Annotated in this window: 18 protein-coding genes and 1 pseudogene; 6 read left to right on the top strand and 13 right to left on the bottom strand. The window is 62.7% G+C overall.

Going from position 1 to position 22809, the window contains the following annotated elements; translation table 11 throughout:
* A partial coding sequence (locus ACM6IP_RS12030; protein ID WP_414861556.1) for a sel1 repeat family protein occupies window positions 1-1347 on the top strand: 1347 nt, incomplete at its 5' end.
* Window positions 1348-1419: 72 nt separating this feature from the next.
* Window positions 1420-1788: pseudogene (locus ACM6IP_RS12025) on the top strand (sel1 repeat family protein); the annotation flags it as partial.
* A 259-nt stretch (window positions 1789-2047) separates the two neighbouring features.
* Here the strand turns inward: ACM6IP_RS12025 and ACM6IP_RS12020 are convergent.
* Window positions 2048-3124, bottom strand: a complete 1077-nt coding sequence (locus tag ACM6IP_RS12020) for a diguanylate cyclase (protein WP_414861555.1) — start codon at window positions 3122-3124, stop codon at window positions 2048-2050.
* A gap of 251 nt (window positions 3125-3375) precedes the next feature.
* On the opposite strand from ACM6IP_RS12020, the gene ACM6IP_RS12015 reads away from it, so the two are divergent.
* From ACM6IP_RS12015 to ACM6IP_RS12000, 4 genes are all read left to right on the top strand, one after another.
* Window positions 3376-3765 (top strand): RidA family protein, encoded by a 390-nt coding sequence (locus ACM6IP_RS12015; RefSeq protein ID WP_095170372.1) that lies wholly within the window; start codon window positions 3376-3378, stop codon window positions 3763-3765.
* Between the two features lie 20 nt (window positions 3766-3785).
* Window positions 3786-4550 (top strand): IclR family transcriptional regulator, encoded by a 765-nt coding sequence (locus ACM6IP_RS12010; protein WP_095170373.1) that lies wholly within the window; start codon window positions 3786-3788, stop codon window positions 4548-4550.
* Between the two features lie 35 nt (window positions 4551-4585).
* Entirely contained in the window at window positions 4586-5803 is a 1218-nt protein-coding gene (locus tag ACM6IP_RS12005) for an amino acid deaminase (protein WP_414861554.1), read from the top strand.
* A gap of 65 nt (window positions 5804-5868) precedes the next feature.
* The gene (locus tag ACM6IP_RS12000; RefSeq protein ID WP_095170375.1) at window positions 5869-6798 is read left to right on the top strand and encodes a sugar kinase; all 930 of its coding nucleotides are present in this window, start codon (window positions 5869-5871) and stop codon (window positions 6796-6798) included.
* A gap of 8 nt (window positions 6799-6806) precedes the next feature.
* On the opposite strand, the gene ACM6IP_RS11995 is transcribed toward ACM6IP_RS12000, so the two are convergent.
* From ACM6IP_RS11995 to ACM6IP_RS11940, 12 genes are all read right to left on the bottom strand, one after another.
* Window positions 6807-7082: a peptidylprolyl isomerase gene (locus ACM6IP_RS11995; RefSeq protein WP_095170376.1), complete on the bottom strand. Its 276-nt coding sequence runs from the start codon at window positions 7080-7082 to the stop codon at window positions 6807-6809.
* Between the two features lie 41 nt (window positions 7083-7123).
* Window positions 7124-9670, bottom strand: coding sequence for a PAS domain-containing protein (locus ACM6IP_RS11990; RefSeq protein ID WP_414861553.1), 2547 nt, complete (start codon window positions 9668-9670; stop codon window positions 7124-7126).
* Between the two features lie 96 nt (window positions 9671-9766).
* Window positions 9767-11722, bottom strand: a complete 1956-nt coding sequence (locus tag ACM6IP_RS11985; protein ID WP_095170378.1) for an acetoacetate--CoA ligase — start codon at window positions 11720-11722, stop codon at window positions 9767-9769.
* Window positions 11723-11768: 46 nt separating this feature from the next.
* Window positions 11769-12542 (bottom strand): 3-hydroxybutyrate dehydrogenase, encoded by a 774-nt coding sequence (locus ACM6IP_RS11980; RefSeq protein ID WP_095170379.1) that lies wholly within the window; start codon window positions 12540-12542, stop codon window positions 11769-11771.
* A 7-nt stretch (window positions 12543-12549) separates the two neighbouring features.
* Window positions 12550-13941 carry a GntP family permease gene (locus ACM6IP_RS11975; protein WP_095170380.1) on the bottom strand — a complete coding sequence of 464 codons (1392 nt, stop codon included), beginning with the start codon at window positions 13939-13941 and terminating at the stop codon, window positions 12550-12552.
* 276 nt (window positions 13942-14217) lie between these two features.
* Window positions 14218-15636: a sigma-54 interaction domain-containing protein gene (locus ACM6IP_RS11970; protein ID WP_414861552.1), complete on the bottom strand. Its 1419-nt coding sequence runs from the start codon at window positions 15634-15636 to the stop codon at window positions 14218-14220.
* 139 nt (window positions 15637-15775) lie between these two features.
* Entirely contained in the window at window positions 15776-17356 is a 1581-nt protein-coding gene (locus tag ACM6IP_RS11965; protein ID WP_414861551.1) for an ABC transporter ATP-binding protein, read from the bottom strand.
* 53 nt (window positions 17357-17409) lie between these two features.
* The gene (locus ACM6IP_RS11960; RefSeq protein WP_095170382.1) at window positions 17410-18432 is read right to left on the bottom strand and encodes an ABC transporter permease; all 1023 of its coding nucleotides are present in this window, start codon (window positions 18430-18432) and stop codon (window positions 17410-17412) included.
* On the bottom strand, window positions 18432-19493 hold the full coding sequence (locus ACM6IP_RS11955; protein WP_320334280.1) for a microcin C ABC transporter permease YejB: 1062 nt from the start codon (window positions 19491-19493) through the stop codon (window positions 18432-18434). The genes ACM6IP_RS11960 and ACM6IP_RS11955 overlap by 1 nt, the downstream gene beginning before the upstream one ends.
* Window positions 19493-21361 carry an extracellular solute-binding protein gene (locus tag ACM6IP_RS11950; protein WP_320334281.1) on the bottom strand — a complete coding sequence of 623 codons (1869 nt, stop codon included), beginning with the start codon at window positions 21359-21361 and terminating at the stop codon, window positions 19493-19495. The genes ACM6IP_RS11955 and ACM6IP_RS11950 overlap by 1 nt, the downstream gene beginning before the upstream one ends.
* Before the next feature lie 135 nt (window positions 21362-21496).
* Window positions 21497-21778, bottom strand: coding sequence for a peptidylprolyl isomerase (locus ACM6IP_RS11945; protein WP_008369704.1), 282 nt, complete (start codon window positions 21776-21778; stop codon window positions 21497-21499).
* Between the two features lie 129 nt (window positions 21779-21907).
* Window positions 21908-22789, bottom strand: coding sequence for an esterase/lipase family protein (locus tag ACM6IP_RS11940; protein ID WP_159995222.1), 882 nt, complete (start codon window positions 22787-22789; stop codon window positions 21908-21910).
* Window positions 22790-22809 lie beyond the last annotated feature (20 nt).

The following is a 22809-nucleotide window of genomic DNA, read 5'->3' as shown; positions in this document are numbered from 1 at the left end:
AACATCATTGACGTGTTCACCTGCCAAGGTGTGCCCTACATCAACAGGAGAGTGGTCCGGGGCATGCATCTGAGCCTGTTGCTGACAAGCCTGCTGCTGGCCGCCTGCGATACCAGCAGCGCCCCAACTCATCCGAATCAGGATACTTCCGTAAACCCGCTGACCGAGATCAAAGCGAAGCTGGCTTTTACCTGTGTACATGAGCAGATCCCTGTGCCGTCCGCCGAGACCGATGAGATATTCCAATATGCTCGCTGGCTACAGAAAAACAACCTGCTCAAGCAGGATCAGGTAGTCGATCTGGAGATCGCGCGGCTGTACCGCATTGCGGCCGAAAATGGCCATTACAAGGCCAATATCAATCTGCAAAATGGCGCGATGCGCGGCCATTTCATGCTTGGGGGCGCGGACCGCCTGCGCCTGAGCCAGCAACTGATCGATGCGAACGTAGCGACAGGGTACTACTTTATCGGTCTCTTCCTGAAAAGCGGTTCGGCTGGGCTGAAGCAGGACACGGCCATGTCGTTGCGATATTTGCGCAAGGCGGCTGATCAGGGCAGTGCTCAAGCCCAGTACGATGTGGGGGACAAGCTGGCACCTAGCGACATTGCGCCGGACGTAGCCCGGCAGATGCGCCGTTGTGCTGCCGAGCAGGGACAGGGCAGGGCCGCCGTAATACTGTCGATTTATCTTAAAGATGAGAAAAATTATAAAGAAGCTCTCGAAGTTTTGCAGATGGGTGTAGCGGCGGGTGATGAGAGCGCTGCTGGCCGCTTGGAAGGCGCCTTTCGCGGGCCCCCATCATCCGATGAGTTGCATTACCTCGGTCAACAGGAAGACCTTGAACGAGCTGAGCGTTATGAAAAAATCTGGCAAATTCTCGCAAACTACTCTTACGCTTACCCGAAGGTCCCCGAGATCAACGAAATCCTCCCCTTGCCACCGGCAAAGCTACCGGCCTGGGACGGCAAGTTGCAATGGCTGGAAACCCGCCTGGCCAATGTCCCACCGAAAAAGCCCAGCGAGGTGCTGATTCGGCAGTTGGCCAAGGCCAAGCTCCTTGAGCCGGCGACCGGCAGGGTCATGCTCGGTTCCCCCGCGTTCATCAAGATCGGTTTTCCCGCACCAACCTGCTCCAGCGGCCAGGCGTGTCCGCAGACCGGCTACTGGCAGGCGGTGCGCCTGAGTCGCCAGGCAGACTTGGAACTGAAAGATGGCGCCATCCGCCGCTTCGAAGAGAACGAGATCATGCCGACCCTGAGGGTTCAGAGTCACCAGCCGCGCTTTTTGCTTGCCGACAGAATCACGGTCAATGAGGAAAACATCGAATGGCAGTTGTTGGGGTAAGGCATGAGAGATTTCATTGAGGTGTTCACCTTCCAAGGTGTGCCCAATATCAACAGGAGAGTGGTCCGGGGCATGCACCTGAGCCTGTTGCTGACAAGCCTGTTCCTGGCCGCCTGCGATACCGGCAGCGCCCCAACTCATCCGAATCAGGATACTTCCGTAAACCCGCTGACCGAGATCAAAGCGAAGCTGGCCTTTACCTGTGTACATGAGCAGATCCCAACGCCGTCCGACGAGACCGATGAGCTATTTCAGTACGCCCGCTGGTTGCAAAAAAACAACCTGCTCAAGCAAGACAAAAGTGTCGACGCCGAGATCGAGCGACTGTATCGAATTGCTGCCGAGAACGGTCATTACAAGGCCAACATTAACCTGCAAAACGGCACTATGCGCGGCCACTTCATGCTCCGTGGTGCGGATCACCTGCGCCTGAGCCGAGAGTGCTGCTAGTCGCTTGGGAAAAGCATTTCGAGCGCCTCTCCTCACCAATAAGGCGCCTGCGGGCGATGGTCGTTAACGATATCGCGTGCATCCAGGGTGCGCGCGGTGTTCTCCAGGCCATCGCGAGCAGGCTCGCTCCTACAAGTCCTGTGTACACCATCCCAGACCAACACCAACCTCGGGTACGCCGCAAACCCTGGGGGAGTTCAAGCCGGCTCCCACAGGTTTCTTGACTGGCATCGTGAACACGCTCGTGACTTCACGCCGCAAAGGTATAACGATCCTTGCCACTGTGTTTGGCCAGGTACAGTGCTTCGTCGGCTTTTCTCAGTGCCTGGTTCAACGAGTCGCTGTCGGTCACTCGGGTCAGGCCGATGCTGACGGTCACCGGGTATTCGCTCGGGTCTTCGCGCACTTCCCGGCACAGGCGTGCGGCGAGGTGCTCGACGTCGTCGTGGCTGACCTCGGACAGGTAGACCGCAAATTCCTCGCCCCCCAGGCGCGCATATTCGTAATCGGCCATGACCGCCTTGATGGCGGCTGCGATGCGCTTGAGCACCAGATCGCCAATGTCGTGGCCGTAGGTATCGTTGACCTTCTTGAAATTGTCGATATCGATCATCGCCAGGTAATGGGCACGCTTGCGCGGGCGCGCTTGCAGCTGCTTGGTGGCGGTGGTCATGAACGAGCGGCGATTGGGGATTTCGGTCAGCGTGTCGAGGTAGGCCTGGTCCAGCAGCAGCTTCGTCATGATGTAGGCATAGAGCCTGGCCTGGCGCAGTTTGATAAAACTGTAGAGGGTCAGCGCGCTGAGGAACACCGAGTAGCAGGCCGCCATCGCACCCTTGAGGCCCAGCAGTTCTATATCGGTGCCGTAGAAGGGGTTGAGCACCAGCCAGATGATTATCAGTGAACAGTAGAACGAGCCGCGGCTCAGTGGCAGTACCGAAGCGCTGTAGAGGATGCTGGAGGCGCCCAGCATCAGCCAGGCTGGCTGCAAGCTCACGGGCAAACCGTGGGTGACCATGCGCACGCCCAGGGTCATGACCAGCACGAACAATACATTGAGTCGGTGAAAGTGCCGGGCCTTGTGAGTGAACCCCAGAATGATCGCGATGATCGAGAGTGCCCCCAGGAACACTGGCGAGAGGTAGGTAAAACGCTGCCCACCCAGGAAGCTGACGATCAGGTCGAAGACCAGCCAGATCACGATGCTGGCGATGTAGATCAACAGGCAGAAACGCCGTTGCCGCTCGAAGTGATACTGCGCAAATTCCCGTTGCAAGACTGCCGGGGCAGCTTTTTTCAGCACTTCATCTTCAATGGTCTTGAACATCACTTGCCTTGTTTTCCCTGGAATACCCGGACGCACACGGATGTCGGCTGAAGCTTGAATAAAAGCAGGCCAACGCGGTGTTGTCCAATAGCCCACCGGGTTGGTGGTGCCGCGTTGATCGCACCGGGTGAACAAATACGTTGGGATTTTTCCGGCGGGCTGTGGCACACTTTTGGCCATGCGTTCCGCTATTGCATATTTAATTCCGCTATAGCGGAAAAGTAAATTGTTTCTCAAGCAGGAGATCCACCATGAGCATCACTCGTTATGGCACCGGCAGTACCGCCGGCGGCGGTCAGCCGCGTCCTTTCGCCCGCGCCGTGGAAGCCGACGGCTGGCTGCATGTGTCCGGACAGGTGCCGGCGGTGGATGGTGAAATCATTGTTGGCGGGATTGTCGAGCAGACTCACCAGACCCTGCGCAACCTGGTGGCGATTCTCGAAGAAGCCGGGTATGGCCTCGAGGACGTGGTGCGCACTGGCGTCTGGCTGGCGGACCCGCGGGATTTCTGGAGCTTCAACAAGGTCTTCTCCGAGTACTTCAGCCCGGAACACGCGCCGGCCCGGGCCTGTGTGCAAGCGAACATGATGGTCGACTGCAAGGTCGAGATCGATTGCGTCGCGTACAAGAAAAAAGCCTGAAGCCCGGGGAGGCGGCAACCATGAGTGACGACACTATCAAGCGTCGGGCCCGCGGGTTGGACCGGGCGTTCGATATTCTCGACTTCCTCAAGGAAATCGGCGAGCCGCTGCGTCCCAACGATATCGCCAACGGCATCGGCAGCCCGAAGTCCACGGTCTATGAGCTGGTGGCGGCCCTGCTGGAACGGCGGATCCTGCAGCCGGTGGGCAAGGACGGGCATGTGTACCTGGGCCGCCAGCTGTACTTCCTGGGGCAGGCGCACTTGCGTCATTTCGACCTCACCCGCGAGGCCAGGCAGGCCCTGCAGGAGATTGTCAGCCAGACCGGCGAAACCGCGCAGATGTGCCTGCTCAATGGGCGCAAATACACGGTGGCGCTGATGCAGGAAGGCCAGCGGCATTTTCGTATTTCCTCGGATATCGGCGAGAACGCGCCGATCCCCTGGACCGCGTCCGGGCGCCTGTTGCTGGCGCACCTGAGCGACCAGCAGATTGTCGAGCTGATTGCCGCCGAGGACTTCATCCTGCCTGACGGCCAGCCATTGCCGTTGGCGCTTTTCCTGGCGCAGATTCGCCAGGCCGGGGTCGATGGGTTCTTCTCTTTCGACAGCGTGGCCGACACCTTCACCCATTGTTTTGCCGCCCCGGTAAAAGACCCGGATGGGGTGGCCATTGCCACCTTGTGCATCGTCGCCCCAAGGGCCGACGCCATTAACAACTACGACGCCTACCGTCGGGTGCTGATCGACAGCGCCAACCGCATGGCCCGGCGCCTCAACGAATAACCCTGGCCGCTGCCGGCCGTGCAAGGAGTGAAAGCATGTCTTCTACGTTGAATATCGCTGCCGTGGAAAAAGGCGCTGCGCCGGTGGGTGCGCACCTGGTGCGCGACGTCAGCCTGCCGGCGCTGGTGCTGCACCGCGCAGCGCTTGAGCACAACATCACCTGGATGCAGCAGTTCGTTGCTGCCAGCGGCGCGCAACTGGCGCCCCACGGCAAGACCAGCATGACCCCGGCCCTGTTCCGTCGCCAACTGGCGGCCGGTGCCTGGGGCATTACCCTGGCCACCGCCGTGCAGACCCGAGCCGCCTACGCCCACGGCGTGCGTCGGGTGTTGATGGCCAACCAGTTGGTCGGCGCACCGAACATGGCGCTGATTGCCGAGCTATTGGCCGACCCGGACTTTGATTTCCACTGCATGGTCGACCACCCGGACAACGTCGCCGACCTCGGCGGTTTTTTTGCCGCACGTGGCCAGCGCTTGAACGTAATGATCGAGTACGGCGTGGTCGGCGGCCGTTGTGGTTGCCGCAGCGAAGCCGAAGTGCTGGCGCTGGCGGCGGCAATCGAGGCCCACCCGGGCCTGGCCTTGACCGGCATTGAAGGTTACGAAGGGGTGATCCACGGTGAGCAGGCGGTCAGTGGCATTCGTCAGTTCGCCGCCTCCCTGGTGCGCCTGGCCGTGCAGTTGCAAGACAGCGGGGCGTTCGCCATCGAGCGACCGATCGTCACGGCATCGGGGTCGGCCTGGTACGACCTGATCGCCGAATCCTTCGCGGCGCAGAACGCGGCGGGGCGTTTCCTCAGTGTGTTGCGCCCAGGCAGTTATGTGGCTCACGACCATGGCATCTACAATGAGGCGCAATGCTGCGTGCTGGATCGCCGTAGCGACCTGCACGAAGGTCTGCGCCCGGCACTGGAAGTCTGGGCCCATGTGCAGTCGTTACCGGAACCGGGCTTCGCGGTGATTGCCCTGGGCAAGCGCGACGTGGCCTATGACGCCGGCTTGCCGGTGCCGTTGCGCCGCTACCCAGCCGGTGTGGTACCGGCGGTGGGTGATGACGTGGCGGCGTGCAAGGTCACGGCGGTGATGGACCAGCACGCCTTCATGACGGTGGCCCCGGGCATTGAATTGCGGGTCGGCGACATCATTTCGTTCGGCACTTCGCACCCGTGCCTGACGTTCGATAAATGGCGCACTGGGTTGTTGGTGGATGAGCAGTTGCGGGTGATTGAAAGCATGCAAACCTGTTTCTAGACCCGCAAACGAGTTGCTGCCTTCGCGGGCAAGCCCACACCAAAAGCTCAGGATTCCCCAGGATAATGAAAACCTTCAGCGGCCCCAATCCACCACGCATCGCCCTGATCGGCGAGTGCATGATCGAGTTGCAACAGCGCGCCGACGGCAGCCTGCAGCAGAGCTTCGGCGGTGACACCTTGAACACCGCGGTCTACCTGTCGCGCGAACTGGGCGAGCGGGCCCGGGTCGATTACGTCACGGCGCTGGGCGATGACAGCTTCAGCGACGCCATGTGCCAGAGTTGGGTGGACGAGGGCATTGGCCTGGGCATGGTCCAGCGCCTGCCGGGGCGCTTGCCGGGTTTGTATTGCATCCAGACCGACGCGGCGGGGGAGCGCCGATTCCTCTATTGGCGCAATGAAGCGGCGGTGCGCGACTGCTTCACCACCGCGGCAGCGACGCCGATCCTGGCCGCGTTGCCCGACTATGATGTGCTGTATTTCAGTGGCATCACCCTGGCCGTGCTGGGTGAGGAGGGGCGCAAGAAGCTCATCGAAACCCTGGTCGAGGCGCGTCAGCGCGCAGCGCAGATCGTCTTCGACAACAACTACCGTCCACGCCTGTGGAGCAGTGTCGAACAGGCGCGGACGGCGTATCGCGAGGTGCTGCCCTATGTCGACCTGGCGCTGCTGACCCTGGACGACGAGCAGGCGCTGTTCCACTTTTCCGGGGCTGAGGCGGTGTTTGCCGCGTACCAACAGATCGGTACGCCGCAGGTGGTGCTCAAGCGGGGCGCCGAGTCGTGCCTGATTCGCTGTAACGGCGAGCATTTCGAAGTGGCAGCGCAACGCGTCGACCAGGTGCTGGACACCACGGCCGCCGGTGATTCATTCAGTGCGGCGTACCTGGCCAGCCGGCTGGGTGGCGGCACTCCGGCGCAGGCGGCAGAGGCCGGTCACCGCTTGGCCAGTCGAGTGATCCAGGTCCCGGGGGCGTTGATTCCCAGGGTCTGAAGCCGGGCTCAGTCGCGGTAGAACACCTGCACCAGGTGATAGCCGAACTTGCTCTTGATCGGCCCGTGGACCACGCGCAATGGCTTCTTGAAAATCACCGCATCGATGGCGCCGACCATTTGCCCGGGCCGTACTTCGCCGAGGTCGCCGCCGCGCTTGCCGGACGGGCAGGTGGAGTATTTCTTGGCCAGCACATCGAACGCCTCGCCCTTGGCGATACGTTGCTTGAGCTGTTCGGCCTCATCGGCGGTTTTCACCAGAATATGGCGGGCTTGAGCTTTCATTCGGACAGTTACCCTGGAACGGTGGTGGCGGCGGGGCGCGATTATGCCTGATATCCGCCTGCGGGGCGGATCATCTGGCGAATCTTGCCGGCCAGTTGCTCGATGGTAAACGGCTTGGCCAGCAGGTCCATGCCCTCGTCGAGGAAGCCCTGGCGTTCGGCGGCCTGTTGCGCATAACCGGTCATGAACAGCACTTTCAGCTCGGGGCGATGCTGACGGGCGATCTCCGCCAGTTGCCGGCCATTCATCCCGGGCAGGCCGACGTCGGTCACCAGCAGATCGATGCGCAACTCCGATTCCAGCAAGGGCAACGCGCTGTGGGCATCTTCGGCGGCCTGGGTGTTGTAGCCCAGTTCCGTGAGCACGTTGAGCACCAGCAGGCGCACCGCCGGATCGTCCTCCACCAGCACCACCGACTCACCGGCGACCGCGAAGGCGCCGCCCAGGTTCGGCGTGGGCACCGCCGCCAGCGCCGGGCTGTGCAGGCGCGGCAGGTACAAGCGCACGCAGGTGCCCTCGCCGGGTTCGCTGCTGAGGGTGGCGTGGCCGCCGGATTGCTGGGCAAAACCGTAGATCATCGACAAGCCCAGGCCGGTGCCCTGGCCAATGGGCTTGGTGGTGAAAAAGGGGTCGAAGGCCTTGGCCAGGACGCGTGGACTCATGCCTGAGCCATTGTCGCGCACGCCGAGCATTACGTAGTCGCCCGCCTTGACCGGTTCCAGGGTGCTGATGTCGCTGCCGTCGAGGTAGCTATTGGCGGTTTCAATCAGTAATTCACCGCCGTCGGGCATGGCATCGCGGGCGTTGATCACCAGGTTGAGCAGGGCATTTTCCAACTGCCCGGCGTCGGTATTGACCGGCCACACGCCGGGGGCCAGATCGAACTTCAATTCGATCTGTTCACCCTTGGTCCGGCGGATCAACTCTTCGAGCGAGCGCACCAGGCTGTTGGGGTCCAGCGGTTGGCGATCCAGCGATTGCCGGCGGGAGAAGGCCAGCAGGCGGTGGGTCAGGGCGGCGGCACGATTGGCCGAGGCCACGGCCGCCTCGGCGAAGCGCCCGATGTCCTCGGTACGGCCATCGTCGATGTAGCGCTGGATCAGGTCCAGGCTGCCGATGATGCCGGTCAGCATATTGTTGAAGTCATGGGCGATGCCACCTGTGAGCTGTCCCACCGCTTCCATCTTCTGCGCATGGCGCAAGGCATCCTCGGCCCGTTCGCGCTCGAACATTTCGTTCTGCAGGCGCTGGTTGACCTCGGCCAGCGCCTGGGTGCGCGCGGCTACCCGTTCCTCCAGGGTTTCATTGAGGTTGCGCAGGGCTTCCTCGGTCTGTTTGCGCTCGGTTTCGTCGATCACGAAAATGTAGAAACCATTCACCGAGCCATCCGGGCCGAAGCGCGGCAGGTACTTCATCAGCGCGTACCGCGGGCGACCGTCGCGGTGCGGGGAGTAGGCCTCGAAGCTGCAGGCCTTGCCGGCCAGCGCCGCCTGGATATGCTCCAGCCGCGTGGCATACATGTCCGCGCCGAGAATCTCGAGGATGGATTTGCCGTACAACTCCTGCGGGGTCATGCCGTACCAGTCGAGGTAGGCGCTGTTGTTCAGGCGAAAGCGTTGCTCGTGGTCGACATAGCCGATCAGCACCGGCATCGCGTTGATGATCAGTTGCAGTTCGGTCTGGCTTTGGCGCAGCGCCTGTTCGGTGTGCTTGCGCTCGGTCAGGTCGAGGGCGGCGCCGAGAAAGCGGATCGGCCGGCCGTGGTGATCCTTGTAGCAGCGGCCCCGGGCAAACACCCAGTGCACCTCGCCATTGGCCTGCAGCAGACGGTATTCCTCGGCGTATTCGCCGGCGTAGCTGATGCAGTGCTTGATGCTGCGCGTGACCATGGCCCGGTCTTCCGGGTGTACGCCGTGCAGGTACTCGCTGATGGGCAACTGGCTGGCGCGGCTCGGGTCGACGCCGTGCAACTGGGCGAAATGGGCATCGGCGAGAAACCGGTCGCTGCCGATATCCCAGTCCCAGGTGCCGACCGACTCGGTGGCGGCGAGGGCCAGTTGCAGGCGCTGCTCGCTGTCTTGCTGGGCCTTGAGGCTGGCGTCCGAGCGTTGCTTGAGCTCCAGGGCGATGCGCCGGCGTTCGTTGGTTTCGATGGCGGTGACCAGGATCCCGGCCACCTGCCCATGTTCGTCGCGTATCGGGCTGTAGGTCAGGTCCAGCCAGAATTCCTGTTCCTGGCCTTCGCGTTGCAGGCTGAACCGTTGCTCGCTGTAGGAGCGTACCTGGCCCTGCAGTACCGCGTGGTAGATCGGCGAGGTGAAATCCTCGAGCTCCGGCCACGTCAGGTGCGTTGGCTGGCCGAACGCCTCGGGGTGTTTGTTACCGGCCAGCAGGGCGAAGCCGTCGTTGTAGATCTGCGCCAGTTGCGGGCCCCAGAGCAGGAGCATGGGCATTGGCGAGTGAATCACGATGTCCACCGCGGTGCGCAGGCTCTGTGGCCACTGGCTGGCAGCCCCCAGCGGGCTTTGTGTCCAGTCGAGGCGGGCAATCAGGGCCTGGGCGTCGCCGCCGTTGGGGGAGTGATTCATCGCGGATTCCTGCGTCCTGTCATCGGGCATGTCGAGGATGTAGACGCCTGGCGGCCGGAAAAGTCTCGCCGCTGCCCGATTTCATTGCGACCAGCGCTACTCCTGCAGTTCCGGGCGTTGGCGAAATTGCTCCAGGGCCTCTGGATTGGCCAGGGCGTCGGTGTTTTTCACCGGCCGGCCGTGCACCACATTGCGCACCGCCAGCTCGACCACCTTACCGCTGATGGTGCGCGGGATGTCGCTGACCGCGAGGATTTTTGCCGGCACATGACGCGGTGTGGTGTTGGCACGGATCACCTGGCGAATCTGCTGCTCCAGGGCCTCGTCCAGTACCACGCCGTCGGCCAGGCGCACGAACAGCACCACGCGCACGTCGTCCTGCCACTGTTGGCCGATGGCGACGCAATCCTGCACCTGCGGGACCTTTTCCACCTGGCGGTAGATTTCCGCGGTACCGATGCGCACGCCGCCCGGGTTGAGCACGGCGTCGGAGCGGCCATGGATCATCCAGCTGCCATGGGGCAGTTCTTCGGCGTAGTCGCCCTGGGCCCAGACGCCGGGGAACTGGCTGAAGTAGGAGTCGTGGAGTTTTTCCTGCTGTGGGTCATTCCACAGGCCAATGGGCATGGCCGGAAAGTGTCGGGTGCAGACCAGTTCGCCTTTCTCGCCAATCACCCGCTGGCCAGCGTCGTTCCACACTTCGATGGCCATGCCCAGGCCCTTGCCCTGCATTTCGCTGCGGCGCACCGGCAGCCACGGGTTGCCGGCAACAAAGCAGGAGATGATGTCGGTGCCGCCGGACATCGAGGCCAGGCACAGGTCAGGCTTGATCTGCCGGTAAACGTAGTCGTAGCTGTGGGGCGACAGCGCCGAGCCGGTCGAGAGCAGGGTTTTGAGGCTGCTCAGGTCGTGACTCAAGCGCGGCTGCAGGCCGTGGCTTTCCAGGGTGGCCAGGTATTTGGGGCTGGTGCCGAAGACGGTGATGCGCTCGTGCTCGATCAGGTCGAGCAAACGTTGCGGTCCAGGGTGGAAGGGCGAGCCGTCGTACAACACGATGCTGCTGCCCACGGCGAGTGCCGAGACCAGCCAGTTCCACATCATCCAGCCGCAGGTGGTGTAGTAGAACAACCGGTCGGCGGCCCCGAGGTCGACATGCAGGCCGTGTTCCTTGACGTGTTGCAGGAGCACGCCCCCGGTGCTGTGGATGATGCATTTGGGCACGCCGGTGGTGCCACTGGAATAGAGGATGTACAGCGGATGGGCGAAGGGCACGGCGACAAATTCAGGCTCGCCGCCGGGCCGATAAAAGTCCTGCCACAGGCTGACGCTGGCCTGGCTCAGATAGTCCTCGGTACGCGCCTGGGGACGGGCGTACGGCACGATGATCAGGTGTTCCAGGGACGGCAGGCGCTGGAGTATTTCGTTGAGCTTGGGGGTTTGGTCGATGGTCTTGCCAGAATAGTGATAACCGGCACAGGTAATCAGCACCTTGGGTTCGATCTGGCCGAACCGGTCGATCACCCCCTGGGTGCCGAAGTCCGGCGAAGAACAGGACCAGACCGCCCCCAGGCTGGTGGTGGCAAGCATGCCGACCAGGGTTTGCCAGGTGTTGGGCATGCACGCCGCGACCCGGTCGCCAAGGCCGACGCCGGCCGCTTGCAGGCTCTTCTGCAGGCCGGCCACGTGGCTGGCCAGCTCGGCAAAACTCAGTTGTTCGCGCTGGCCATCTTCGCCGATGGCGATCACCGCCACAGCGTCGTCGCGCCGGCGCAACAGGTGTTCGGCAAAATTCAGGGTGGCCCCGGGAAACCACTCGGCGCTGGGCATCTGCCGGCCTTCACGCAACACCGTTTCAGGGAGCTGGTGGAAGGTGATGCCGAAGTAGTCGACGATGGCCTGCCAGAAGTCTTCGCGCTGGTCGATGCTCCACTGGTGCAGGGCCGGGTAGTCGGCGATTGCCAGGGTGTGGCGCTGGTTGCACAGACGTCGGAAGGCTTCCATGCGGGTCTGGGCGATGCGTTCGGGGCTGGGTTGCCAGAGGATTTCGGACATGACTTGCCTCTTGTTTTTAGGGGGGGCAGGTGGCGCTGTGCGTGGGTTACTGCGCCAGCCACCCGCCATCGATATTCCACGCCGCGCCACGCACCTGGCTGCCGGCGTCGCTGCAGAGGAACAGCACCAGTTCGCCCAGTTGCGGCGGGGTGACAAATTCCAGCGACGGTTGTTTCTCGGCCAGCAGGTCATGCTGCGCTTGCTGCGGCTCGACACCGGCGGCGGCGCGGTCATCGATCTGCTTCTGCACCAGCGGTGTCAGCACCCAGCCGGGGCAAATGGCGTTGCAGGTGATGTTGCTGGTGGCGGTTTCCAGGCCGACCACCTTGGTCAGGCCGATCACCCCATGCTTGGCGGCGACGTACGCGGCCTTGCCCACTGACCCGACCTGGCCATGCACCGAGGCAATATTGATGATCCGTCCCCAGCCCTTGGCGCGCATGCCCGGCAGGCTCAGGCGGGTGCTGTGGAACACCGAGGACAGGTTGATCGCGATGATCGAGTCCCAGCGCTCCACGGGGAAGTCCTCCACGGCGGACACATGCTGGATCCCGGCGTTGTTGACCAGGATGTCGATGCCACCGAACTCGCGCTCGGCGTAGGCGAGCATCTCGGCGATTTGCGCCGGATCGCTGACGTCGGCCGGGTGATGGCCGACCTTGCCGCCGAATTGCCCGACGTCGGCGATGACCTGGGAGGCGTCGCCAAAACCATTGAGGACCAGGTTGGCGCCGGCCTTGGCCAGGCTCAGCGCGATGCCCAGGCCGATGCCGCTGGTGGAGCCGGTGACCAGTGCGGTCTTGCCCGATAGAGATGTCATGAATGCCTCACACAATGCCGGTGGCGTAGAAGGTAGCGATAACGACGAAGACCGCCAGGGTCTTGATCAGCGTAATACAGAAAATGTCTTTGTAGGCTTCGCGGTGGGTCAGGCCCGTGACCGCCAGCAGGGTAATCACCGCGCCGTTGTGGGGCAGGGTGTCCATGCCGCCACTGGCCATGGCCGCCACCCGGTGCAGCACTTCCAGGGGGATGTTGGCGGCGTGGGCGGCAGCGATGAAGTCGTTGGCCATGGCGGCCAGCGCGATGCTCATGCCGCCCGAGGCGGAACCGGTGATGCCGGCCAGCAGGGTCACGGTAATTGCTTCATTGACCAGCGGGTTGGGGATGCTTTTGAGCCAGTCGGCCAGCACCAGGAAGCCCGGCAGGGAGGCGATGACCGCACCGAAGCCGTATTCCGAGGCGGTGTTCATGGCCGCCAGCAGGGCGCCGCTGACCGCACTCTTGCTGCCTTCGGCGAGCTTGCTGCGAATCGCCTGGAAGCCGAACACCAGCACCATCAGGATGCCTACCAGCAAGGCCGCCTGCACGGCCCAGATGGCGGTGAGCTTGGCGATTTCGGTGGTCACTGGCGCGGTCATGCCGGGCAGGCTGAGGCTGTGGGTCTTGCCGTACCACTGGGGAATCCAGTGGGTGAACAGCAGGTTCATGATGCCCACCGCCAGCAGCGGCGACAGGGCCAGCCAGGGGTTGGGCAGCTTGATATCCTCGGCGGTTTCCGGTTCGTTGCGCAGCACGCTGCCATAACCTTCACCGCTGCGCTGGGCCTTGTTGCGCTGGCGCTGGAGAAACAGCATGCCGGCGCAGAACACGAAAATCGTGCCAATTACTCCCAGCCACGGCGCAGCCCAGGCGGTGGTGTTGAAGAAGGTACTGGGGATGATGTTCTGGATTTGCGGGGTGCCCGGCAGGGCATCCATGGTGAACGAGAAAGCGCCGAGGGCGATGGTGGCCGGGATCAGCCGCTTGGGAATGTTGCTCTGCTTGAACATCTCGGCCGCGAAGGGGTACACCGCGAACACCACGACGAACAGCGAGACGCCGCCGTAGGTGAGCAAGGCGCAGACCAGCACGATCACCAGCATCGCCTGGCGGGTGCCCAACAGGCGGATGGCGGCGGCCACGATCGAGCGCGAGAAACCCGACAGCTCGATCAGCTTGCCGAACACTGCACCGAGCAGGAAGACCGGGAAATACAGTTTGATGAAGCCGACCATTTTCTCCATGAACACCCCGGTAAAGGCGGGCGCAACGGCGGAGGGGTCGGTCAGCAGGACGGCGCCAAGGGCGGCAATCGGGGCAAAGAGGATAACGCTATAGCCACGGTAGGCTGCGAGCATCAGCAGCGCGAGGGCTGCCAAGGCAATGATCACACTCATGGTGTGTCTCCTTCGATTGTTATTTTTTTAGGGGGTAAAGCAGGTGTGGGAGGGGCTATAGCGGGTTTTGTGCCAGGTCTTTAAGTTGTTGATTTATAAGGTTTATTTTCTTTTCTGGTAATATTTTTTAATAATTTGTCTCAGTATTGAGATATTTGTCGACGGGGATAACGTCATCGCCGGCAAGCCTCGCTCCTACAGGGGAGGGTAAACGCCTGTAGGGGCAGGGCTTGCTCGCGATAGCGCAATACTTGTCTCTCTATAAAGACTCAAGTCTCAATAGTGAGACTCGACAATTCCCAGCGCCACCATCTTCTTGTACAAGGTCGACCGCCCCAGCCCCAGCCGAACCGCAGCTTGCGGCACCTTGCCCGCGCATTGGGCCAGGGTGTTCTGGATCAACTGCCGGTCGAAACGTTCGCGGGCGGCGCTGAAGGTTTCGTTCAGTTGGGGCTCGATCAGCACGGCTGCCGCGCGTTGCACGGGCACCAGGCTGCCGATTGCCGCGCGAATTTCGCTGGCGTCGAGGATCAAGTCGTCGCTGAGCAGTGCCGCGCGCTCCAGCACGTTGCGCAGTTCGCGGATGTTGCCCGGCCAGGCGTGTTGGCCCAGCAATTCCAGGGCCGGTTGGTCGAGTTCGTGCTGGCTGCGCAGTTCTTCGAGAATCGCTTCGCTCAAGGCGGGCAGGTCGTCGAGGCGCTCGCGCAGGGGCGGCACCTGGATCGGCAGGACGTTGAGGCGGTAGTACAGGTCGGCGCGAAACTCGCCGCGTTTGATCGCCGCTTCAAGGTCGGTGGAGGTCGCGGCGATCACTCGCACGTCACTCTGGATCATTTCATTGGAGCCCACCGGCTCGAATTCCTTCTCCTGCAGCACCCGCAGCAATTTGCTTTGCAGGGGCAGGGGCATGTCGCCGATCTCATCGAGAAACAGCGTGCCGCCCTGGGCAATTTGCAGCTTGCCGGCGCGTCCCTTGCGATCGGCGCCGGTGAAGGCGCCGGGGGCCGTGCCGAAAAACTCGGCTTCCAGCAGCGCTTCGGGAATCGCCGCGCTGTTGATGCTGACAAAAGCTTTATGTGCCCGGGGCGAGGCGCTGTGAATTGCCTGGGCCAGCAGTTCCTTGCCGGTACCGGTTTCCCCCAGCAGCAACACCGGCGAGTCGGTGCTGGCGCTGCGTCGGGCGCGGCGCTTGACCTCCAGGCTGGCGGCGCTGGTGCCGATGAAATGGGCAAAGGTGTACTTGGCCTGGCGGGCCCGCAACAAGGAGCGGGTGGAGGCCAATTCTTCCTGCATGCTCAGGTAGCGCTTGAGCATCGGCGACAGGCTGCGCAGCTCATCGAACAGGGCAAAGCCGATGGCACCGATCACGGTCCCGGCATCGTCGTGGATCGGCAGGCGCATCACCACCAGTGGTTCCTTGGAGGTGTCCTGCATGTCCAGCAGGATCGGCCGGCCGCTGCGCACCACCTCACGCAGCAAACTGCCGGGGATCACGCTTTCGCAGGCCTTGCCGATGGCCACGGCGGCCGATTCCAGGCCAAAGCGCCGGGCATAGCGCTCGTTCATCCAGACGATGTTGGCGTCGCGGTCGACTATCACCGTGCCTTCGCTGGATTGCTCGATGATCTCGAACAGTGAGCGGATCGCCAGCGAGCGTACGCGTTGGTAGTCCTTGAGGTTTTCGCCGGTGTTCATCGGTTCATTTCCGAGAGGTGTGTGGGGTGTGGTGGCCTCATCGCGAGCAAGCTCGCTCCCACATTGTTCAACCACATGTTCCATGTGGGAGCGAGCTTGCTCGCGATGGGGGCAATACGGTCCGCCCGCAGACGCGCAATCATGGCCACCCCGGATGCGCTGCAGCCAACAGCTCCCTGGTATAGGGATGCTGCGGCGCATCGAACACATCATGACTGGCGCCGCGTTCAACCACCTTGCCGTCCTTGATCACGATCATGTCGTGGGCCAGGGCGCGGACCACCGACAGGTCGTGGCTGATGAACAGGTAGGTCAGGCCATGTTTTTCCTGGAGTTGGCGGAGCAGGGCGACCACCTGTTTTTGCACGGTGCGGTCCAGCGCCGAGGTCGGTTCGTCGAGCAGGATCAGCGCCGGCTTGAGCACCAGGGCGCGAGCGATGGCGATGCGTTGGCGCTGGCCACCGGAAAACTCATGGGGGTAACGATGGCGGCTCTGTGGGTCCAGGCCGACTTCCTTGAGCACCTGGATCACCTGGGCTTCACACTCTTGGGCGGTGCATTGGCTGTGGACCTCCAGGCCTTCGCTGATGATCTGCGCCACCGACATCCGCGGGCTGAGGCTGCCGAAGGGGTCCTGGAACACCACCTGCATCTGTTTGCGCCAGGGCCGCAGTTGCTTCTGGTTGAGGCCGTCCAGTGCCTCGCCCTGGAAGCGGATGCTGCCCTCGGAGTCGAGCAGGCGCAGGATCGCCTGGCCGAGAGTCGACTTGCCTGAGCCGGATTCGCCGACGATGCCCAGGGTCTTGCCCCGTTGAATGCTCAGGCTGATACCGTCCACGGCATGCAGCCAGGTTTTGCGCTGGAACAGCCCGCCGCCGAGGGGGAAACGCACGTTCAGGTCGGCGACTTCCAGCACCGCCTCGCGTTCATCCCGGGGCAGCGCTTCACCTTCCGGCTCGGCGTTGAGCAGCACGCAACTGTAAGGGTGCTGGGGTGCGGTGAACAGGGTTTCACAGGCGGCCTGTTCGACGATCTCGCCGCCGCGCATCACGCAGACGCGCTGGGCGATGCTGCGCACCAGGTTGAGGTCATGGCTGATCAGCAGCAGCGACATGCCCAGGCGCTGCTGCAGCGACTTGAGCAACAGCAGGATCTTGCGCTGCACCGTTACGTCCAGCGCGGTGGTGGGCTCGTCGGCGATCAGCAATTCCGGCTCGCAGGCCAGCGCCATGGCGATCATCACCCGTTGCCGCTGGCCGCCGGAGAGCTGGTGCGGGTAGGCCTTGAGGCGTTCCTTGGGTTTGGCGATGCCCACCAGGTCGAGTAATTCGAGGATCCGCCGTTGCGCCGCCTTGCCGCCCAGGCCCTTGTGCACCAGCAGGGTTTCGCCGATCTGCTTCTCGATGCTGTGCAGGGGATTGAGGGAGGTCATCGGCTCCTGGAAGATCATCGCGATCCGATTGCCGCGCAGGCTGCGCAAGGTGCCGGCCTCGGCGCCGAGCAATTGTTGGCCGCGGTAGCGAATGCTGCCCGAGGACTGGGTGCCACACTCGGGCAGCAGTTGCAGGATCGAGTGGGCGGTCACTGACTTGCCCGAACCGGATTCACCGACCAGCGCCAGGCACTCGCCGGCACGGATGTCCAGGCACAGGTCGCGCACTGCTACCTGGCCGTTGAAGGCCACGTTGAGGTCACGGATTTCGATCAGGTTGTCACTCATGGCAATAGTCCGTTTCAGCATCGTGGATCAAGATCGTGGATCAAGATCGTGGATCAAGATCGTGGATCAAACGCGTCGCGCAAGGCTTCGCCGATAAATACCAGCAGAGACAGAATCAGTGCCAGGGTGAAAAACGCCGTCAGCCCGAGCCACGGCGCTTGCAGGTTCTGTTTGCCCTGGCCGATCAGTTCACCCAGCGATGCACTCCCGGCCGGCATGCCAAAACCGAGGAAGTCCAGGGCGGTCAGGGTCGAGATGGCTCCGGTAAGAATGAACGGCAGGTAACTCAGGGTCGCGTTCATGGCGTTGGGCAGGATGTGCCGCACGATCACCTTGCGGTCGTTCAGGCCCAGGGCACGGGCGGCCTTGACGTACTCCAGGTTGCGCCCGCGCAGGAACTCGGCGCGCACCACGTCCACCAGGGCCAGCCAGGAAAACAGCGCCATGATCCCCAGCAGCCACCAGAAATTCGGTTCGACGAAACCAGATAGGATGATCAGCAGGTACAGCACCGGCAGCCCCGACCAGACTTCCAGCAAGCGCTGCCCCAGCAGGTCGACCCAGCCACCGTAGTAACCCTGCAGCGCCCCGGCGGCGATGCCGATCAGCGCGCTGATGACGGTCAGCGCCAGGGCGAACAGGATCGACACCCGGGCGCCGAAGATCACCCGCGCCAGCACATCCCGCGCCTGGTCATCGGTGCCCAGCCAGTTGACCTTGGATGGCGGGCTCGGAGCGGGCTGGTTGAGGTCGTAGTTGGGCGTGTCGTCGCTGAACGGGATCGGCGGGAACAGCATCCAGCCGCCGCCCTGGTGGATCAGTTTCTGCACGTAGTCGCTGCGGTAGTCGGCCTGGAACGGCAGTTGACCGCCGAACTCCTGCTCGGTGTAGCGCTTGAATGCCGGGAAGTACAGGCTGTCCTGGTAGCTGAGGACCAGCGGTTTGTCGTTGGCGATCAGCTCGCCGCCCAGGGTCAGCAGGAACAGGCCGATGAACAGCCACAGCGACCACCAGCCACGACGGTTTTTCTTGAAACGCTCGAAGCGTCGGCGCGCCAGGGGCGACAGATTGAGCATCAGGCGTTCCTCGCGGCAAAATCGATGCGCGGGTCGACCAGGGTGTAGCACAGGTCTCCGAGCAGTTTTATCAGCAGGCCGAACAGGGTGAAGATGAACAACGAGCCGAACACCACCGGGTAGTCCCGGGATACCGCAGCTTCATAGCTCATGCGCCCCAGGCCATCGAGGGAGAAGATCACCTCGATCAGCAGCGAGCCGGCGAAGAACACACTGATGAACGCCTGGGGAATCCCCGACACCACCAGCAGCATGGCGTTGCGGAACACGTGGCCGTACAGCACCCGGCGCTCGCTCAGGCCCTTGGCGCGGGCGGTGACCACGTACTGGCGGGTGATTTCGTTGAGGAAGGAGTTTTTGGTGAGGATGGTCAGGGTCGCGAAACCGCCGACCACCAGCGCCGTCACAGGCAGCACCAGGTGCCAGAAGTAGTCGGCGATTTTACCCAGGGTCGACAACTGCTCGAAGTTTTCCGAGACCAGTCCCCGCACCGGGAACCAGTTGAGCGAGGTGCCGCCGGCAAAAATCACGATCAGGAACATGGCAAACAGAAAGGCCGGCATGGCGTAGCCGATGATGATCGCGGTGCTGCTCCAGATGTCGAACTGGCTGCCGTGATGCACGGCCTTGCGGATGCCCAGCGGAATCGACACCAGGTAGGTGATCAGGGTCGCCCAGAGCCCGAGGGAAATGGTCACCGGCATTTTTTCCAGGATCAGTTCGGTGACCGTGGCCCCGCGAAAGAAGCTCTTGCCGAAGTCCAGTTGGGCGTAGCTCTTGAGCATCAGCCACAGGCGCTCATGGGCCGGCTTGTCGAAACCGTACTGTTTCTCGATGTCCTTGATCAGCTGTGGATCGAGGCCGCGACTGGCCCGCGAGCCATGGCTCAAGGCATCGCCAGACGCACCGAGGCTGCCACCTGCGCCAATCCCCTGCAGATGCGCGATGGCCTGTTCCACCGGGCCGCCGGGCGCGGCCTGGACGATGACGAAATTGACTAGCAGGATGATCACCAGGGTCGGGATGATCAGCAGCAAGCGGCGCAATACATAGGCCAGCATCAGCGCGGTCCTCCGGGCTGGCCACGCTTGATGCGTTCGGCGGCCATTTGTTCATTGGTCAGCGGCGTGGTGCTCACTTGCCACCAACTCTCGATGGCTTCGTCATTGCTGGCCGGTACCGCCGGCATGCCAAAGCGATTCCACCACACCGTGGAGCTGCCCGGCGGGTAGTAGTTGGGAATCCAGTAGTAGTTCCATTGCAGCACCCGGTCCAGGGCGTGGGCATGGCGCAGCATGTCGGCCTGGGTGGTGGCCTTGACCAGGCCATCGAGCAGGCGGTCGACGGCGGGGTTCTGCAAGGCCATGTAGTTGTTGGCGCCGGGGTCGTTGGCCGCGGCCGAGCCGAAATAGTTGAACAGCTCACCACCCGGCGAGGTGCTGACCGGGTAGCCGGTGACGATCATGTCGTAGTCGCGGCTCATCAGGCGATTGACGTACTGCGAGGAGTCGATCAGGCGGATATTGAGGTGAATGCCGATCTGCGCCAGAGTGCGTTTGTAGGGCAACAACAGGCGATCCATGCCGTTCTGGCTGATCAGGAAGGTGAACGCCAGCGGCTCGCCCTGGGCATTCACCAGCCGATCGCCGTCGGGTTTCCAGCCGGCCTGTTCCAGCAGGTCCAGGGCTTGCAGTTGCTTGTCGCGAATCAGCCCGCTGCCATCGGTTTTCGGCGCTTCGAAGACCTGCGTGAAGACCTCGTCGGGAATCTGCCCGCGCAGTGGTTCGAGAATCGCCAGTTCGTCGGCATCCGGCAGTTGGCGCGCGGCCAACTCGGTGTTGGAGAAGAAGCTCTGCTGGCGAATGTACAGGTCCCGCATCATCTGCCGGTTGCTCCACTCGAAATCCCAGAGCATGGCCAGTGCCTGGCGCACGCGGCGGTCCTTGAACATCGGGTTTTGCAGGTTGAACACATAACCCTGGGACGGTTGTGGGCCCTGCTTGGCCAGGTGGGCCTTCTGCAGGCGGCCGTCGTTCAGGGCTGGACCGTCGTAGCCGATGGAATAACCGGTGGCGGAGAACTCGCGGTTATAGTCGTAGGCGCCGCCGCGCAAGACCTGGCGCGCCACGTCGGTGTCGCCAAAGTACTCGATGCTGAAGCGGTCGAAATTGTACAGGCCGCGGCTGACGGGCAGGTCCTTGGCCCACCAGTCGGGGTTGCGCTCGAAGGTGATGCTGCGCCCGGAGTCGATCTTGCTGACGCGGTACGGGCCGCTGCCCAGGGGCGCTTCGTAGCCGCCACCATTGGCGAAGTCGCGGCTTTTCCACCAGTGTTCGGGGAACACCGGCAAGGTCGCGATATCCAGTGCCAGGGTGCGATTCTGGTTGTTCTTGAAGTCGAAGCGAATGGTCCGTGGCGACTCGACCTCGACGCCTTTGACGTCGGCAAACTGCGTGCGATAGCGCAGGCTACCCTGGGTCATCAGCAGGTCGAAGGTGTAGCGCACGTCCTCGGCGGTGATGGCGCGACCGTCGGCAAAACGGGCTTTGGGGTTGAGGTAGAAGCGCAGCCACATACCGTCCTCGGCGCGTTCCATTTTTTCCGCAACCAACCCGTAGACGGTGTAGGGCTCGTCCAGCGAGCGTTGGGCCAGGGGCGAATACACCATGCCATCGAGCTGGCTGACGCCGATGCCTTTGTCGATGTAGGGCGAGACGTGGTCAAAGCGCCCGATCTCAATGGCCGAACGGCGCATGCTGCCGCCCTTGGGGGCTTGTGGATTGGCATAGGCAAAATGGCTGAAACCGGCAGGGTACTTGGCCGGTTCGCCGTAGACGGTGAGGGCGTGCTGGGGAGCTGCGTTCACGGTGGTCGCGCTCAGCAGCAAGGCCAGGACCGTGGAGATCAATGAGGAGAAAGCCAGTCGCATTGTCAGCCTTAAGAGCCGGGTGATCGATGGTTCGATTTGTACGCTAGCGGCGCAGGCCTGGCCAGCCAAAAACGTTCGGCACAAACACAACGGCCCACCAGAAGGCGGGCCGTTGTTCAAGCAGTCGGCTGTGGATCAGTCCTGACGGCTGGTCACTTCCAGCAGGTGGTAACCGAACTGGGTCTTGACTGGGCCTTGTACGGTGTTGACCGGGGCGCTGAAGACCACGGTGTCGAATTCCTTGACCATCTGGCCAGGACCGAACGAGCCCAGGTCGCCGCCTTGACGGCTGGACGGGCAGGTGGAGTTGGCTTTGGCAACTTCGGCGAAATCAGCGCCGCCTTCGATCTGGGCTTTCAGTTCGTTGCACTTGGCTTCGCTGGCAACCAGGATGTGACGGGCAGTGGCTTTGGCCATGGGAAGAATCTCCATTCAATGTTCAATAAAGTGCTGAGCCTACCGGATTCAGAGGGCTATTTCTCGTCAATCTGCTGCCTGATCCTGAGCCAAGGGGCCGCCGGTCGAAAATATTGCACCGCCCATGATTCAGACGCCGGCCTGCTTCAGGCGCTCGGCGTGCTCCAGGTACAGGGCCACGGGATTGATGCCCAGGCGCACCAGGCCAGTGGTCTGGTTGATGCTGTCCATGTGATCCAGCGGGTAGTCTGAGCGCAGGACCGTGCCCAGGTGCGAGCTGAAGCGCCCGACCATGCCGTCGTTCTGCTCGGCCTCGCGGATGAAAAAGCGCGAAAAGTTGCGGCAGAACAGGTGCAGTGGATCGAGGGCGTTAGGGCCCTCATCCCGCAGGCGCCCCTGCACAGTGCCACTCCAGGAGTAATAGCGAACGCCGTTGACCTGCTCTTCGCCGTTGCCGCCCCAGGTGTCGGGCAAGCCTTGTGGGTATTTGCCATTGAAGGCGGTGACGCCCTCGGTGGTCAGGGCGTTGAGGGCGGCGATGGCGTTCTGCGGGATTTTCGGACTGCCGCTGATAAATCTGAGGAACTCGACAAACAGCGTCGAGACCGCCGCCGCGACCTGCTCGGGCAGATGCCCGGGGGTCAGCGCCTGGCGCAGGCGGTCGGCCAGTTCCGAGCCATGGTTCGGCCCGCTGACCGAAGTAATCGAGGCCACATGCCCGGGTGCCAGCGCCGCCGCATAACGCGCCGCGAGGGCGCCTTGGCTATGGCCGATCAGGTTGACCTTGGCGGCACCGGTTCCGGCCCGCACCAGCTCGATCTGTGTCAGTAATTGCTGGCCGCGCAGTTCGTTGCTGTGGGTGGCGGAGAGATAGGGGATGAACACGTGGGCGCCGGCGTTGCGCAAGGCCTGTTTGACGCCGTGGAAGAGATCGAGATTGCCGATACTGTCGAACCCGAAGAGGCCGTGAACCAGCATGATCGGGTATTGGGTGCTTGCATTCCGTTGCATAAGCGTGCCTGTATTCCGTG

Source organism: Pseudomonas sp. IT-P176, from assembly GCF_949767245.1.
In the GTDB taxonomy this organism is placed as follows: Bacteria; Pseudomonadota; Gammaproteobacteria; order Pseudomonadales; family Pseudomonadaceae; genus Aquipseudomonas.
Note: the sequence above shows the minus strand (reverse complement) of the source record. Positions and strands in the feature narration are given on the sequence as shown.

What these genes read in the sequence shown, in the direction of transcription:
- ACM6IP_RS12000 (WP_095170375.1), top strand. Translation starts at nt 5,869, where the DNA reads ATGAAAACCTTCAGCGGCCCCAATCCACCACGCATCGCCCTGATCGGC.
- ACM6IP_RS11965 (WP_414861551.1), bottom strand. Translation starts at nt 17,356, where the DNA reads ATGAGTGACAACCTGATCGAAATCCGTGACCTCAACGTGGCCTTCAAC.
- ACM6IP_RS11990 (WP_414861553.1), bottom strand. Translation starts at nt 9,670, where the DNA reads ATGAATCACTCCCCCAACGGCGGCGACGCCCAGGCCCTGATTGCCCGC.
- ACM6IP_RS12020 (WP_414861555.1), bottom strand. Translation starts at nt 3,124, where the DNA reads ATGTTCAAGACCATTGAAGATGAAGTGCTGAAAAAAGCTGCCCCGGCA.
- ACM6IP_RS12015 (WP_095170372.1), top strand. Translation starts at nt 3,376, where the DNA reads ATGAGCATCACTCGTTATGGCACCGGCAGTACCGCCGGCGGCGGTCAG.
- ACM6IP_RS11975 (WP_095170380.1), bottom strand. Translation starts at nt 13,941, where the DNA reads ATGAGTGTGATCATTGCCTTGGCAGCCCTCGCGCTGCTGATGCTCGCA.
- ACM6IP_RS11970 (WP_414861552.1), bottom strand. Translation starts at nt 15,636, where the DNA reads ATGAACACCGGCGAAAACCTCAAGGACTACCAACGCGTACGCTCGCTG.
- ACM6IP_RS12010 (WP_095170373.1), top strand. Translation starts at nt 3,786, where the DNA reads ATGAGTGACGACACTATCAAGCGTCGGGCCCGCGGGTTGGACCGGGCG.
- ACM6IP_RS11940 (WP_159995222.1), bottom strand. Translation starts at nt 22,789, where the DNA reads ATGCAACGGAATGCAAGCACCCAATACCCGATCATGCTGGTTCACGGC.
- ACM6IP_RS11945 (WP_008369704.1), bottom strand. Translation starts at nt 21,778, where the DNA reads ATGGCCAAAGCCACTGCCCGTCACATCCTGGTTGCCAGCGAAGCCAAG.
- ACM6IP_RS11995 (WP_095170376.1), bottom strand. Translation starts at nt 7,082, where the DNA reads ATGAAAGCTCAAGCCCGCCATATTCTGGTGAAAACCGCCGATGAGGCC.
- ACM6IP_RS11960 (WP_095170382.1), bottom strand. Translation starts at nt 18,432, where the DNA reads ATGCTCAATCTGTCGCCCCTGGCGCGCCGACGCTTCGAGCGTTTCAAG.
- ACM6IP_RS11950 (WP_320334281.1), bottom strand. Translation starts at nt 21,361, where the DNA reads ATGCGACTGGCTTTCTCCTCATTGATCTCCACGGTCCTGGCCTTGCTG.
- ACM6IP_RS11955 (WP_320334280.1), bottom strand. Translation starts at nt 19,493, where the DNA reads ATGCTGGCCTATGTATTGCGCCGCTTGCTGCTGATCATCCCGACCCTG.
- ACM6IP_RS11980 (WP_095170379.1), bottom strand. Translation starts at nt 12,542, where the DNA reads ATGACATCTCTATCGGGCAAGACCGCACTGGTCACCGGCTCCACCAGC.
- ACM6IP_RS11985 (WP_095170378.1), bottom strand. Translation starts at nt 11,722, where the DNA reads ATGTCCGAAATCCTCTGGCAACCCAGCCCCGAACGCATCGCCCAGACC.
- ACM6IP_RS12005 (WP_414861554.1), top strand. Translation starts at nt 4,586, where the DNA reads ATGTCTTCTACGTTGAATATCGCTGCCGTGGAAAAAGGCGCTGCGCCG.